This is a genomic window from Pseudoalteromonas sp. MMG024, from assembly GCF_021654175.1.
Classification (GTDB): domain Bacteria; phylum Pseudomonadota; class Gammaproteobacteria; order Enterobacterales; family Alteromonadaceae; genus Pseudoalteromonas.
In genome coordinates, this window is the sequence record NZ_JAKFZO010000002.1 from 288,663 (window position 1) to 304,597 (window position 15,935).

Below are 15,935 nucleotides of genomic sequence, written 5' to 3' on the forward strand. Positions count from 1 at the left end.
CATTTTTTATCTTTCTTTAATGCGATTTAGTTTAAAGCAGCAGTCTCTACTTGAACCTTGCTGTTTTTATATTTACGCTTCGGCGAACAAATGCAAAGCCAAGTAAAGCTATTAACCAACGATAAAATGTGCCACCACTACTTTTGCTAGTTTCTTCATCACTTGGAGTGGTGGTTGAGTTAGCGCTAAAATTTGCGGTTAGTTCAATAGTGGAACCTTTCACCACACCGCAATCAATGTAGCTTTCAGCGGCATAGTAAAAAAAGTTATTTGTATTAAATTGGCCAGTTGCGATATCTTGATAACCATCATTATTAAAGTCACCCACAGATACAGCAGTTAGCCCATCTTCTCCTTTACTAATTTCAATAGCACTACTATAGCTTCCGTTGACATTATATATAATGCGTAAACTGTAAGGGCCATAATGTGCTGTGACAATATCCATGTCGCCATCATCATCTACGTCGGCAAACCCGACGCCATAAGGAGCATTACTCTGATCAACAACCATTCCCGAAAAACCATCAGATGAACGATATACAGAGACATTGCCCGTATCAATTTCAGCAGAGGCAATCACTAAACCATGCTCACTATCAAGATAGCTATCCAATGTAACAGCTGCTGTGTTTGCGATACTCTGAGACTTTACGTAGCCATCCTGTGATTTTTCATATATTGCTACTTCTTGAGTTTGAATTGAGTCAACAAGCTGAAATAAATCGCCCGATCTATCAGCAGAAAAACTCGAGATGATTAGTTCAGTAGAGCCATCTTGATTTAAATCTGCTGCACTTACAGCATAAGGAATTATATTTGGGATTTTAATAATGGCTGATTCAGCTAATTGGCCCGTACCATCGTTTCTATACACACGCACTTGCTTAGCGCCGTACTCTGCTACGAATAAATCGGAAAATCCATCTTGATCCATATCATGAATAGCCATCGCCGAAGGATAATTTAATGAAGAAATCAAACCACTAGAGCTAAAGGTGCCATTCCCTTGATTAAGGTATTTAATAATTTGCCCTCTAAATAGGCTGATGCCTAATAAATCATTTACACCATCGTTATCTAAATCGACTTTTGCAAGGGTTTTAGCGCCTCCACCAGCCATACCAATTGATAATTTATCATTACTTGTTTTGACACCTTGTCCAAAGTCACATTGCTGGCCACTCCAGTGAGAAAAGCTACCACCTGCGTTCGCACTTGGTGAAAGCACCACATTATTATTCTCAGTACTTATCGTACATGTGTCGGTACAAGTTTCATCACCATATTTGACACTACCATTACCGGTAACACCCAAAGTGATTTGATTCGCAAATACGCTAAACGGCAAACTAATTAATATTGCACAGAGTTTTTTATTCATTTTATTCTCCTAGAAGTCAATCTTTCCGCACAATGCCTTAGCCAAGTGATCAATTGCAATTGAGAAATTATCTCGATACTATTTCGAAGTTATCTTATTTATTTTCAGAAGGTTATAATGAGAACGTTTTACTTAGCAGATTTCAAAGTTGAACCTGAAAAAAATAAGGTAAGTTTACCCAAGGCTGAATTTCGTTTAGAACCCCGTGTAATGTCGATTTTATGTTACTTAGTCGAACATCAAGGTGAAGTATTAAGTAAAGAACAAATTTTGGCTGCACTTTGGCCAAACCAATCACTTGAGCCAGAACTCGTTACTAAGGCCGTTTTCGAAATTAGAAAGATACTGAATGATAACCCTAAAACCCCTCATTTAATTGAAACCATCCCTCGTAAAGGCTACGTATTTATAGGCAAAATAAACTTACAAAAAAGTAAGCTCAGCACAGCTAGCATCTCTTTGATTAGTATTTTTGTATGTATAGTTGCCGCATTTTTTTACACCAATAATACGCAAAGAAATGGTATAGATTTATCTAACGTACCGACTAAAAAAACAATACGACATAGTGTAGATGGGGAAATCAGTTCGATAAGTGTAAATAACAATAATCAGCTGCTATTTACTCACAAAGAAAACTCAAGTTCATCGCTTTATTTACATAACAATACAACGCTTAAAAACACCAAGCTTGGAACTTCGCTGACTGAAATAAAAGATATATTTTCAACGAATGAGTCAGATTATATTCTTAATTGCAATGACGTTTGTTCTATATTCAAACGCGATAAAGACAACTACACACCTATTTTAAAGATTAATGAAAGAATCATTAATTTAAGCATTTCTCCAAACGAAAAATGGCTAGCATTGCAAATCACTAAGCACAATAGACACAATATAGCGTTAGTCTCGATTGAAGAGAACGACGCCAAAATCTTCTATCTGCCTCATGATGGTAGTCAACAACATCCAGTGTTTGCCAACGACAACAGCCTATATTACATTTCGCAAACTGCAGACAGAAAAACTTACTTAGCAAACTACAATCTAGACACTCGCCAAACGACAACTAAGCCATTACCCATTGATAGAGTGAGCGGTTTATCTTTTTATACTGATTCAAAGTACGTTATAACAGGACGTTACAATGGGCAGTATGCATTATGGCTCTTAACTATAGACCCACTCTCCTTATCAGTTATAGCTAACATTGACCCACAGCAAAAAGTGACTGGGATAGCGGTTGAACACAAAACTAAAACTATCCATTATGCCATACAAAATAGGCCTATCACCATCCAAAGCAAAGGTGCACTATCAACCAAAATTGAGCACCCTAGCATAAACCTTGATGGTAAATACCATATTGAAAGTAAAGCTTTTATTTTTAATTCAAATCGCTCTGGAAGCTACGAAATTTGGTTAGAATCGCAGGGTCAGCAATCAAAACTAACAAACATAAATGCAAGCTACATTCATGCGATAAAAGTAAATAACACACAAAAATTGATTGCCTTTAGCTATACCAAAGGCAAAACTAAACACATCGCGGTATATTCTTTATTAAACAATACGATAATTTTCGATGTCACAACTGAAAACGATAGCTATTTACTCAATTTTGACCACACTTCAACTAATTTATATATAAGTCAAAGGGCTGCCGAAAATTATGATTTGCTTAGCTTAAATATCGAAAATCAAACTGTCTCTAAAATTGCTCTTAATGCGGGTATTGCAACAATGAGTGATGCTAATGGTATCTACTATTATTCTTTCAGTAACCAAGCTTTGCAATATCAAACAAACCTTGGCACAACCAATACCCTTTTTGATTTTGAGAACAAAGCTCTTCAAATCAGAGCAAGCAGCATCAAATTAACAAAAGAGGGCTTTTTTTATTTGAGTAAAATCAATAAGCAGCAAGTAATCAGTTTTTACAACTTCAATTCAAAAATAACGAAACCATTATTTATGATAAAACCACGTCAGTTCGTGACTGACTTTGGATTTATCAACTCCCTGCCATATATCATTTTTGATGAAGATGCAGATGTAACAAGTCAGATAATTAGTTTAGAACTAGTTAAATAGTCAAATTTAAAGTTGACTTAAAATACTTTTCACAAAAGGCGATTTTGCTTTTCCGTAGTCATCTTGAACGGTATTCCCTTCAGCTAGTACCGCTTTCTTTTTTGCTTCATAGGCTGCTCTATCTTTTGGATTTTCGAGCATATGTTGTTTGTAAGCGACTTGCTTTAAATGCTCTTCGCTATTGTGTTCAATAACATGTAAATGCACATTAAACACTTCGCCATTATATTTAACGCCTATGTCTTTTCGTGGTCGTGTTGCTGGAAAAGGCTTATTACTATGTTGGTCAACAAAGCCAAACGGCTTGATATATTCGACTGCAGATCCCAGTTCACCTGGCTGATATAAAATAGAAATATCAATGATGCCCTTGCCGGCAACATAAAATGATGACGAGCCAAAATGTAAAAAGGTAAAACGAGGATCAGCAAGGCGTTGCATAATATGCGTTGCGACGGTTAAAAATTCTTCTCGCCAAGGATTAAAACTAGCTGGCACTAATTTATAACTACAAAATTCAATCATTGAAATGTCTTAAAAACAATTTTGTTTAATATAACGTTTTGTTAGTTAGCGATAAATAGTTTCTCGTTAAATGAGGTTTAACTGTTACAGATCAACAAATATTATTGAGAACAATTATCAATTCACTTAAAGTAAATATCAATCTGATACAGTGTATTTATCTAAAATAATGCCAATTCAGTTAGCGCAGTTATGTTGCTAAACACCTTATGTGCTAACAATTCGCGATTTCGGTGACGTGGTTTAACTGTACCTGTATTTACACACCTCCCCTGGTTTTTAGTAACGATGGGCTGTAATTCAGCCTTATCCCACTAAGTTAACAAACCAAAGGGCACGCACGTGCCCTTTTATCTTTCAAATACATGGGCTGTTGCACAAACTAACAATCTCAATTAATTAAGTTGTGGTTAATGAGTTGTTGACGAAATTTACGCGGCGTACATCCTTTAAACGCCAGAAAACGACGATTAAAGTTAGACACGTTATTAAAACCGCACTGGTCGCTGATCACCGAAATGGGTGATGAACTGGTCACCAATAACTTACACGCTTTACCAATACGTAAGCGATTAATAAACTCAGTGAGCGTGCATTCGGTGCGCTGTTTAAAATAGCGATGAAAGTGGTTTGTTGACATATGCGCCAGTTCTGCAAGTTGATCGGCGTATAAATTGTCTGTGTAGTGCTGATATATAAACTCAATCACTTGATTAAGTTTACCGTTATCTTGTTCCATCTGCTTACCAAATGCGAACATTGGTGTTGATAAAGTAACTTGTTCGACGTCGTGCTGCATTTTATCTAACAAATCGAGTAATAAAAACAAACGCTGAGTTACCCCCGCATTATCCATAGCTTCAAATAACGTTTTTGCTTCAATTGCGCATTCTTTTGAATACTTAATGCCTTTTAGCGAACGCGCTAACATTGGCAGTAAGCTTTGCAACTCTTTATGGTCACGCGCTAACTTATCAAGCCATTTTACGGGAATTTGCGCCACATACACAATTTGCTCAGAACCATCTTGGTTTGCTTCAGATTGCCATGTATGCGGTAAATTAGGCCCGACAAAAACCAAGTCTAGCTCACCATATTCCTCAATATGATCGCCAATATGGCGCATACCTTTACTGTTTAATGTTAGGCAAATTTCATATTCAGGATGATAATGCCAGCTAAAAGGCAAATAAGGCATCAGGTATTTGTGATACCGCCATGACGCATCGGTAGGCGTTATCACTTTTTCACAAAATGCACGCATAATTTAATAACTAACTTAATTCATTTACTACAAACCATTTCAACAGAATCGTGCATAACAAAAGATACAATTCTATCAAGTAACGATACTTTTCAATTTTATCGTTAAGTTGTATTTCAGACTATTCGCTAAAAGTCGAACAAGTATGTACCTATAAAATTTACGGGTTACTTATTAAAGTGGTTTAAAATAACCTAAATGCTGTAATACCGGCTTCAGCTCCTGTTTTGTTTAGAGTAATTTGCTTCGATATTTACATTAAAAAACTCCCAAAACTCCGACTTTTCAGCGGTGATTGACGCACTCAATTAACGCGCCATCAAAAGTCAAAATCACGCCTTAAATGATCGAAAACTGCTGTTAGCTTGATTGAAAAGTATTATTAATAAATAGAAAAATACCGCTATCTAATTCTTTATCTTGGCACACTAGATAACGTTTACAGTCTACTCGGTATTTCCCCCTAAGAAATCACCTCACAGGACATGTAAGCGCGAGGCTGTGGCAATCCCCTTGTTTTTGTCTGCCCATCAAAAATTAATTTTTGTCGCAGCCTCACCCATGCGCTCTCGGCGAACGAAAAATACTAATAAACGAATAAAACCAATAATAAACAGGAAATAATCATGAAAGCCTATCCCGTCGTGCTCTTAGTCTTAATCACTTTTTTTGTGATTTCGTTTGTATCAAACCTCCTAGGCCCAATTTTTCCCGCACTGATTGAAAGCTATCAAATTGGTCTGATGTTAGCTGGATTTTTCCCCTTTGCCTTTTTTGCCGCATACGGCTTAATGTCAATCCCAGCGGGACTAATCGCACAAAAAAAAGGGGAAAAATTTGTTATTTTACTAGCGTTTGCGCTGGCAGCACTCGGCGCCATATTATTCGTATTACTGCCTAATTTTGCCATGGCAATGTTTGCACTCTTTACCATTGGCAGTGCGATGGCATTACTACAAGTAGCGATTAATCCGCTACTTCGACGCGCCGGTGGTGAGCAAAACTTTGCCGCTTATTCTGTATCCGCTCAATTATTATTTGGTGCAGCAGCGGCATTATCACCATTAGTCTACAGCACTTTGATTAGCCACATTGAAAATAGTACACCAACTGGGCAACTACTGGCGACCTTCACTGAACCAAATAAAGCGTGGCTAATTATGTATGCGCTATTTGCGGTTATTAGCTTAGTGATGTTGGCCGTTACTTTTATTACTCCAATCGCGCGCGAGCCTCAGCAACAACAGAACACCAACCTTGCCGATTCGTTAGCACTTTTTAAAGACAAAACCGTATTACTGTTTTTTATTGCAATTGCCTGTTATGTCGGCTTAGAGCAAGGCATTGCGAATTCAATTTCGGTCTTTTTAGAGACTTACCACGGACTTGCTCCCAACACCCAAGGCACTGACGTGGTCAGTCAGTTTTGGTTATTTTTAACCATTGGCTGTGTATTAGGGTTAGTGCTGTTAAAAGTACTCGACGCCAAATTAGTGTTAAAACTGTTTTCTCTGGGTGCTGCAGCGTCACTTGCTTGCGCTATTTTTGGCAGCAAGCAAGTTGCGCTTGTGGCGTTTCCAGCAGCAGGTTTCTTTTTATCAATTATGTGGTCCGTACTGTTTTCACTTGCACTAAATTCGGTTGCAAATGGTCACAGTGCGGTGTCTGGTATTTTATGTACTGGCATTATTGGTGGTGCATTGGCATCGCCGATTATTGGCTTTATCGCAGAGCTTTCAGGCGATTTACGTATTGCACTGTTAGTGTTGTTTATTCCTCTGGGCTTTATTTTTAGCGTTAGCATTTGGGCTAAGCCGCTGATTAAAAATCACACCATTCAATTTAATAAAAAACGTATCGCAGTAGATTAAGAGAGCAGTAATGACTAATTGCAATACCCCGTTTATTACCTGTGTTGACTTAGGCGGCACTAAACTTGCCATCGCAAACATTGCAGATGGCAAAATTATCAAATCGCATACCGTACCAATTGATGCGAGCTTAACTAAAGACGACTTTAACGCGTTTTTATTTAATAATTTAACCCCCTTTGTAACCAAGGCATGCCGTGGCATTTGCATTGGTGTACCAGGCTTAGTCGAGAGTGATAGCGGCTTTGTTATTGAAGTGCTCAATATTAAACACTGGCAAAATGTGGCGCTTAAAACGCTGCTTGAAGCGCGCTTTGCTCGGCCTGTTTTAGTGCATAACGATGCCAATTGTTTTACCTATGGCATTTATAAAAGCAAAGACTATCAGGGTTATGAGAATTTAGTTGGCGTCACTTTAGGCACAGGCCTTGGCGCGGGCTTAATCTTAAATGGCCGCCTTTATACCGGCAAACAATCTGCCGCTGGCGAGTTTGGTAGTTTCCCCTATTTAGACGGCATAATCGAAGACTATTGCTCAAGCCAGTTCTTTAAAAAACAAGGCTTAGATGGAGCAGCCACTTATCAGCAAGCACAAGCTGGTGATAACCACGCACTGGCTCTATTTACAGAGCTCGGTAAACATTTAGGCCACGCACTGGTGCAAGTAGTGCATGCGTTTAACCCTGAAAAAGTGGTGTTTGGTGGTGCCATTGCTAAAAGTGCCCCACTGTTTATTGATGCGTTACAGCAAACATTACTTAAGCAACTGCCGCAAAGCGTTTATAACGCACTGCAAATTCATTACACCCAAGATACAAATACTGCGTTGTTTGGCGCTTATCAGCTTTTTTTAGACGAGGTAGCAACAGGTGAATAAGTTATTAGCCCTTTCTGTTTTATGTTTAGTAACACCGAAGCTTGTCAATGCCAATCAACACACCATCGATACGCTTGGCAACGAGCTTGATGTTAACTATCGCTTAATTAGTGCTAGCCCCAAAAGCTGCCCCGGCGATGAAAAAAAATGTTACTTATCTGAGTTAACCCTGACCAACCCAAGTGACCTTAAAGACACTAACTTTGCCATATTTTTTAGCCAATTGATGCCGATCTATGCTGTGGAATCAACGCACTTTGATATTAGCCATATCAACGGCGACATTCACAAAATTTCCGCAAAAAAGCACTTTAAAGGTTTTACTAAAAATACCCCAGAGGTGATCCGCTTTTACAGCAAAGATTCGCAAATTACCCGTTCCGAATTTATGCCAAACTACATTATTAGCGATAGAGCTGCTAGCGATAAGGTAACTGCACGCACCATTAAAAGCACCCATACGAGTATTGATCCTGAAACCGGCCTTGAGCGCCAGCCCTACCTTGCGCCATTTACCTCACTTGCGCAGTTACGCGTAAGCAAACAAGACCAAACGCCGTGGATGTCGCCACAATACCTCTATCAAACGCAGTTAAAACCGAGCCTTAACACGGCGCCGGTGAGTTTAATCCCGAAACCAAGTCGCCTTGACATTAACTCGGCGGATCATCTTGTAAAACTCAGCAAAGGGCTAAACCTAGCACCTGAGCTTGCCGACAATAACGCATTGTCTGCGGCGTTAACGCGCCTTAAACGGTTCGGTATTGGCCACTCCAAAACGGGCATTCCAACACAACTTAACATTGATAATACACTCGCCAATGACGCCTATCAGTTAACCCTAGAGCCCAATGCCATTACCATCACAGCAAGCAGTAACACTGGTGCATTTTACGCACTGATGTCGATTGCGGGTTTAGTCAGCCTTGATAATTTAAGCGTACCAAGCCTTACCATAGTTGATGAACCGCATTTTGAATTTAGAGGTTTGCATATTGATGTGGCGCGAAATTTCCGTAGCAAACAGTTTATCTTAGATACCTTGTCACAAATGGCGGCCTATAAACTCAATAAATTACACCTCCATTTAGCCGACGATGAAGGTTGGCGCTTAGCCATTAACGACTTGCCAGAGCTGACCGACGTCGGCGCATATCGCTGTTTTGACTTAACTGAAAGTGAATGTTTATTGCCACAATTAGGCGCAGGTATCGACAAATCGAGTCCAGTTAACGGCTTTTATAGCAAAGCAGACTACCAAGAGATTTTAAAATTTGCCGCGCTTAATCATATTGAAGTCATTCCTTCGCTGGATATGCCAGGGCACTCACGCGCTGCGGTAAAAGCCATGGATGCGCGTTACAAAAAATACATGCAAGCGGGCGAGCAACAAAAAGCCGAGCAGTACTGGTTAAGTGAAGCAAACGACACCACCCAATACTCATCAATTCAGCATTACAACGACAACACTCTCAATGTATGTTTGCCAAGCACTTATACTTTTATTGAAAAAGTAATTGATGAACTTATCGCGATGCACCATGAAGTTGGTGTAGAGCTTGCCACTTATCACATTGGCGCGGACGAAACGGCCGGTGCGTGGCTTAATAGCCCGGCATGTAACGCCCTTAAAGCCAGCACTCCTGAGCTAACCTCATTTAACGGTTACTTTATTGAAAAAGTATCGCAGTTAGTTGCCAGCAAGGGGATAAAAGTAGCGGCTTGGAATGATGGTTTAGGTGATACTAATCCACAGAATATGCCATCAAACGTACAATCGAACGGCTGGTCGATGATCACCGAGGGCGGCTACAAAGAAGTACACCAGCAAGCCAATTTAGGCTGGGATATGGTACTCTCTACACCCGAAGTTACCTACTTTGATTTCCCTTACCAAAGTCACCCTGAAGAGCGCGGCAACCACTGGGCGGCACGTGCCATTGACGGCTATAAAGTGTTTGGTTGTATGCCTGAAAACTTACCTGCTCACGCGGAAATTTGGCAAACCAAAGAACATGTCGCATATCGCGCTGATGATAACCAAGAGCGTCTAAACCAAGGTATTCGATTTAAAGGCTTGCAAGGCCATTTATGGAGCGAAATGTTACGTTCAGACAACCAAGCCGAATACATGCTTTATCCGCGCTTATTGGCGCTGGCTGAACGCGCTTGGCATAAAGCCGATTGGCAACTTAGCTACGCTGAAAAAGGGCGTATCTATGATAAGAAAAGCGGTCTGTTTACAGCACAAAAACAAGCAGAGAGAGATACAGATTGGCAACGCTTCGCCGCGTTGGTTGGCTTAAAGGAAATTGCAAAGTTAGAAAAGCAAGGGGTATTTTATCGCGTACCAACCGTTGCAGCAGCGATTAACAACGGCAAGCTGGATGCATTTACGCCTTACCCTGGCTTTGCAATTGAGGTGCAAGATAAACAAGGCACTTGGCATGCAATTAACCACATCAAAGATGTAAACGATGCTCGTTATATTCGTGCACGCAGTGACACACGCGTTGGTAGAAGTCTTTCGCTAAAATAGACCGTGTGCGCTGTTTTTCGTTTAAGCTAGCCTAAAGCGGCGCAAATAATATATACCGATTTGCTACAAAGGCGTAACTTTTGGTTATTTATGACAAAAGTATTAGCTCACCTAGCATCATGATTTAAATGATAAAATGACACTTTTAAACAGCTTTACACACTTTTTCTGGGGATAACCCTCTAATGATTATGGATGAAGGTATTAGTTTCCAAATAGACCAGTGACACTATTTAAATAGCAAACAACCATTTTATCATAAAAGGCTTATTTGTTTTTTGCATGTTAACCCAACTCAAAGGTGGTAATCCCATAAATTTTATTGGCGGCGGTAGCGGGTATTGTTTTTTGATACATGCGCATTGTGGCAAACACCACTTCCATACGTTCCGATTCAGCTAAAGAGATAGCCTGTGGGTTGTTTTCGGGCACATCTAAAATAATTTGTCCCCCTTGAATATCCACCTGCAATGCCTGAAAAAGCGATAATGCAATATCTGGCGAATCCGCAAAAAGCGGCCCTACTTTATAACCTTGCTGACACTTGCGCCTGACTGCATAGCCTTTAATTTCACCGTTTTGTAAAAAACAGACAGACTTACCCTGAGGTTGTGATAACCACGCAGCTAGAAATTGCTCACGCGCAGCACCAAAACATGCCTTATCGTAAGTTAAAATATGAGGAATATGTTCTTTTGTAACATCAACAACCTGCGCCGAACGAGTTGTCGCATTGGCTAATTTTTGAAAGCGTTTATTCTGATAATAAGGCACGTAACCGATGCGCTTGTATATCTCGACATTTTCCAGCACACCATCAATGCCAACATTTCGATCGCCGCAATACGCTAAGCGGTGTTTGGTCAGGGTTAAACCATAACCTTTACCTCGATGCTCAGGTGCAACAATATACAAGCCACAAAACGCATACGCGTGATCATAAGTGACCGCACTGCCAACTGCGACAATTTCACCGTTTAAGTCTCCAACAAAAAAGCCATTGGGATCTGCCAAATAAAACAGCTCAGCATCGTTTAAGCCTGGGTTCCAACCTTCCCTTGCAGCCCAATCAATGGCGATTTTTAGTTCATCAACCAACATTGGACGAATTGTAAATTCTGACATTAAACCCGCTCGTTATAGTTAAAAATCAAATTATTTGAGTGTGATTCTTAACAGCCTAACGCGTATGCTATCACCTGTAAATTAACCAGATTAAAAACAAAATAGTGTATTGTTGTTTACCTTGGAGATAAAAAATACTTAACTAATTTAAAAAACAGCCGACATCTATCGCGTATGGCCTAAATCTCTTTGCTTTATTAATTAACCAAGGACAGTAATGAGCATTTCTAGCATCAGTAGTATTCATACTACTACCTCACAAAAAACAAATCCGGATAACAACATTGATAGTGCTGAAAACAAACAAGCTGACGAAGAAAATAGCGATGTTCAGGTATCAATCTCAACAGAAGCATTTAAAAAATTAAAAGAAAGTAATAACCCTGAAAGTGATAAAAAATCTGAATTACCTGAACATATTCAACAAATGATCAAAGCAATTGAGCGCATCGTTGAACAAATTAAAGTAGCAGAACAAACCCTAATTGAGGCCAAAAGTGCAGATTATGAAAGTGAAGAAGCAAAACAAACAACATTAGATAGCCATCAAAGCCATTTGAACTCTCTAGAAGTTGCTCGCTTTGAAGCAGTTCGGGCACTGCAAGAGGCAATGAAAGAAGCTGGCATTCAAGACATGAGTATCATCGCAGACTTAATGTCTTAAAACGATAAACCGTGTATACTTGGCTAATAAAGTGGCGCAATTATTAAAAATTGCGCCTTAATGCGTTATTCTCTCAAACTTACTCGATAACCATAATCAGCGTGTTATGTATTAAACACTTACGCATACGGATTTTCTGATTCTAGACAGCGTATTTTTTAAAAGACTATCGCCCCGTTTTCTTACTTATACCTTAAGCATGTTTAAAACGCATTTAAGTGAAAAAATAAATGATTCGGTTAAATGCCTTTTAAACCTCCAACCCTATTGCCAAATCAAATGACGAATGCAGTTAACGTATTTTGAGTGCCGAGAGGGTCTTAACGGACAGGTCGCCAATAAATCACTTAACGCAGCTTCATTATCCGCGTTTGTTTTAAGCTCCAGTAAGACATAATCACCCAAAGCTGCAGCACGCGTTAAATTTGCCTGCTGACGATACCGTTGATCGTATGATTCAATGTTACTATCAAACGTTGCTCGAATGGACTCATCACCAGAAATATAATACTCCCGACGGTAGCGGCAGATAATAATTGGAGAATGTTCTGTATCCCATAAATACTGCGCATTTACTGGCAAAGATTGGTAAGCATTTTTAAGTGCGTAAAGCCATGAAAAGTCGGGGTTTTCGAACTGTAATGCGGTATCAAACGTGACCTTAAACCCTTTTCCACCTTGGCGGTGCTTAAATTCAAGTTTGGCCTGATGAGCATGATGCAGCTCACCATACCAGCGAATGCGTACTTTTTTACGCGTACTAATACCACTTAAATTTTCTTCAAAGCGCGCTAAAAACGGCGTATCTAGGTACAAACTATTAATATCTCGTGGTGCAAAATGTTCACGAAACATCATCGAGTGCGCCATTAACCATATATACACTTCTTGTAATCGATTTAAAGGAACTGGCACTTTAACCTCAAACCGATATTCTCTTTGCTGTAGGTTCATTTTGGTTTATCCGATTTCATTACTGTGTTGTATAAGTTTTTCACATCAAGCGCTTCAGTGCGCACAGCTAGCCCATTCACATGTAATTGACTACCCAATTCCGCTGTATTCTTGCCACTGCAGTTGGGATCAGAACATAAGTAATCACTAACTCGCATTATCGCAGGGCCAAAAATCCGCTTTTTCGAATAACTCATTAACGCTTTATGTTGAATGTTAGACGCACGCACTCCGTCAGCTTCAATTAAGGAACTATCTTTGGCAACCAAGCCAAAATTAACATCGTCAAGCTCAGTGTCACTAACAAACAATTGACTGCGCTCACCCGCTGAAATGGCTTTGTCACGCACATTATTAAACTTGGCATGTTTTACCGTAAGGGTTGAACCACTTACATCTAAGCCATCGCCACCAGAGCGAAAGCCAATATTGGTAAATTGACTGGTATCAAGCACACCAGTGCAAAAATCGCAATCAAATGCATCAGACAACGCATTTTTGATGGTTAAGTCGAATATATCCACCTTTGCATTAATAATGTTTAAGCCATCTTCAGATTGATTATCAGTAATTTGCACCGAGCGCATATTCACCTTGCCTTTAACAAAATAAATAGCGCCTCGTGGCTGCCACAAGCCAAGTTTTGGGCTACTGGCATAACTTATTTGCAGATGTTCAACTTGGTTTATGGTATTTACGTCATTTGAGAAAACACTTAAGCCTGACCACTTTGAAGTATCCGCTTGGCGCGTCATAACAACGGGTTGATGCTGTGTTCCTTGACTATGAAGTGCGCCAAACACCATCAAACCTGCATACCGGCTAAATTTAAGCGTAGTTCCTTTAGGGATCACCACTTGTGTATTCGGCGGCGTCACTAAATATTCATCAATAAGCCATTCGCCCGGCTTAAATACCCATTTATTTTCGGTTTGCGTAATAAACGCTTGATAATGAGATGCGTCAAACGGTGTGATGCCACCGCGAGGAATAAATGCCAATGGAGGCGTGTCTTTTTGAAAATAAAAACTGTCTATGCCTTTATCTTCAAGTCCCGCACGTACCTGGATTGCATGTAAACGCTCTGGCAAAGTAACCGCTAATGTTTCGCCTGCGGCAATAGTAACGGGTAACTCATCATTAATTTGCTCAAGTGGCGAAATTTCTTGGCGTTTTGTAACACCTTCAATGCTTTTAATCGTCAGTGGAACTCCTTGATTATTCACCACCGACCACACAAGTTTACCACTTTTATTTTTTAATCGACTTAATAGATCCCATGGCGCTAGCGCGCTAAACCCATCCATTTGCTTATGCAGCTCTTCGCTCACTTGCACAATACTCTCACACTCATCAGTTTGGTAATTAGCAGCCCAACAGTTAGCTTGTTGCTTCATTACCTGATAGTTAAATGGCGTAGTGAGTGGACTATCACTGTGCAGCGATTTGATAAATTGCTTGTCGTAATCAGCCAGTGCTGGAATAAGCGTAGTATCAAGGCTCGCAATTAAACGCTGTTTAGCTGTCAAATAATGTTGCTTGACATTAGCGTCTGCAAGCATTGCCTTACTTAGTGCGAATTTATGACTTGGCGGTTTCATTAACCAAATATGCGCAGCCGGCGTTATCGCTACATCGCTTTGGATCGGTTCGAGTTTGGCGATATGCGGGTTGTAATACCAACGCCAGTTATTCCATGTCAGCGCATGCCATGCTCCCCATAAATCAACCATCGCAAGATATTGCCCCATGCGCTGCGCATCAAATACATCGCTTGCCGGGCGTTTGCCTGTTAAAAAATCATCTAACAGTGACAATGCAATTTGCCGTTGATTAGCAAGTGCTTGATTTGCCAAAATGGTTTTACGCTGCAAAACTCTCGGCTTCAGCGTACGAATCACTTTGCCGCTTTCATCTGTTGTTTGCGACACTAAATCAAGTCGTGTAATCAAGCCTTCCGTGCGGTTATTAACCGCCAACAAATCTTGACTAAAGGATTGTTCAAACAACATAACGCCCCAATCTGCACCATTAACAATTAAGCGCACAGGAATATTTTTCGGCGAAATAATGTCAAAGTTGCTGAGCGCTAAACTTTTGGCAAACAGGTTCGGTCCCTGGTTTACGCGCACACTTGGCGCAACTAAGGCGAACTTACGCGATTCAAACAAAGCTTGTTTTTTCTTAAGTTCAACTTTTAGGGACCAGCGTATTTGTTTATTCACGTGATCTAACATATCACCTTGCAAGCGCACTTTTGCAGTATGGCGTTCCTTACCATATACAATGGTGGCTGGCACTTGGCTACGCAGTTCTGGGATCATGCCACGCTCAAATGCAGTGCGTCTGTCATTTTCAAGCTTAAGCCAATCCTGATACTTAATATCGACCTTAATGAGTGGTAAATCGGTGTTGGCTGATAAGTAGCTTTGCGGAGCCTGCACTACACTGCGCATTAATTGCAACGCTTTGTCTTTGCCTGAAACATGCTCAGCAACAAATCCTTTATCAACTAAGTATCGTTTGACTGCACCTGCAGATGGCATTAGCAAAATTGCTAACACCAGCAGGCCACCTAATAGTTTTATGCGGTCACCTTTCGTTGGTGATTGAATCGGAGTATCTAATCGCATGG

General features: G+C 40.2%; 11 protein-coding genes. 5 read left to right on the forward strand and 6 right to left on the reverse strand.

The genetic code is table 11. The features are described 5' to 3' along the window. Positions 1-46: 46 nt before the first annotated feature. Positions 47-1,384: an FG-GAP and VCBS repeat-containing protein gene (locus tag L1068_RS03015; RefSeq protein WP_237129014.1), complete on the reverse strand. Its 1,338-nt coding sequence runs from the start codon at positions 1,382-1,384 to the stop codon at positions 47-49. A 117-nt stretch (positions 1,385-1,501) separates the two neighbouring features. Here L1068_RS03015 and L1068_RS03020 point away from each other — a divergent pair, with 117 nt between their 5' ends. Next, positions 1,502-3,481, forward strand: coding sequence for a winged helix-turn-helix domain-containing protein (locus L1068_RS03020; RefSeq protein ID WP_237129015.1), 1,980 nt, complete (start codon positions 1,502-1,504; stop codon positions 3,479-3,481). Positions 3,482-3,487: 6 nt separating this feature from the next. On the opposite strand, the gene L1068_RS03025 is transcribed toward L1068_RS03020, so the two are convergent. Together L1068_RS03025 and L1068_RS03030 are read right to left on the reverse strand one after the other, a co-directional pair. Beyond that, entirely contained in the window at positions 3,488-4,006 is a 519-nt protein-coding gene (locus tag L1068_RS03025; RefSeq protein ID WP_237129016.1) for a GrpB family protein, read from the reverse strand. Positions 4,007-4,397: 391 nt separating this feature from the next. Next, positions 4,398-5,270: an AraC family transcriptional regulator gene (locus L1068_RS03030; protein WP_237129017.1), complete on the reverse strand. Its 873-nt coding sequence runs from the start codon at positions 5,268-5,270 to the stop codon at positions 4,398-4,400. A 626-nt stretch (positions 5,271-5,896) separates the two neighbouring features. Between L1068_RS03030 and L1068_RS03035 the strand changes: the two genes are divergently transcribed. From L1068_RS03035 to L1068_RS03045, 3 genes are read left to right on the forward strand one after another with little or no spacing between them, the layout of a single operon-like run. After that, entirely contained in the window at positions 5,897-7,141 is a 1,245-nt protein-coding gene (locus L1068_RS03035; protein WP_237129018.1) for an MFS transporter, read from the forward strand. A 10-nt stretch (positions 7,142-7,151) separates the two neighbouring features. Continuing rightward, positions 7,152-8,018, forward strand: coding sequence for an ROK family protein (locus L1068_RS03040; RefSeq protein ID WP_237129019.1), 867 nt, complete (start codon positions 7,152-7,154; stop codon positions 8,016-8,018). Next, positions 8,011-10,557, forward strand: a complete 2,547-nt coding sequence (locus tag L1068_RS03045) for a family 20 glycosylhydrolase (RefSeq protein ID WP_237129020.1) — start codon at positions 8,011-8,013, stop codon at positions 10,555-10,557. The genes L1068_RS03040 and L1068_RS03045 overlap by 8 nt, the downstream gene beginning before the upstream one ends. A 285-nt stretch (positions 10,558-10,842) precedes the next feature. Here the strand turns inward: L1068_RS03045 and L1068_RS03050 are convergent, their stop codons facing one another. Beyond that, on the reverse strand, positions 10,843-11,682 hold the full coding sequence (locus L1068_RS03050) for a GNAT family N-acetyltransferase (RefSeq protein WP_237129021.1): 840 nt from the start codon (positions 11,680-11,682) through the stop codon (positions 10,843-10,845). A 217-nt stretch (positions 11,683-11,899) separates the two neighbouring features. Between L1068_RS03050 and L1068_RS03055 the strand changes: the two genes are divergently transcribed. Further along, positions 11,900-12,346 carry a hypothetical protein gene (locus L1068_RS03055; protein ID WP_237129022.1) on the forward strand — a complete coding sequence of 149 codons (447 nt, stop codon included), beginning with the start codon at positions 11,900-11,902 and terminating at the stop codon, positions 12,344-12,346. Positions 12,347-12,610: 264 nt separating this feature from the next. On the opposite strand, the gene L1068_RS03060 is transcribed toward L1068_RS03055, so the two are convergent. Together L1068_RS03060 and L1068_RS03065 are read right to left on the reverse strand one after the other, a co-directional pair. Further along, on the reverse strand, positions 12,611-13,300 hold the full coding sequence (locus L1068_RS03060) for a polyphosphate polymerase domain-containing protein (RefSeq protein WP_237129023.1): 690 nt from the start codon (positions 13,298-13,300) through the stop codon (positions 12,611-12,613). Beyond that, positions 13,297-15,933: a hypothetical protein gene (locus L1068_RS03065; RefSeq protein WP_237129024.1), complete on the reverse strand. Its 2,637-nt coding sequence runs from the start codon at positions 15,931-15,933 to the stop codon at positions 13,297-13,299. The genes L1068_RS03060 and L1068_RS03065 overlap by 4 nt, the downstream gene beginning before the upstream one ends. Positions 15,934-15,935: the final 2 nt, after the last annotated feature.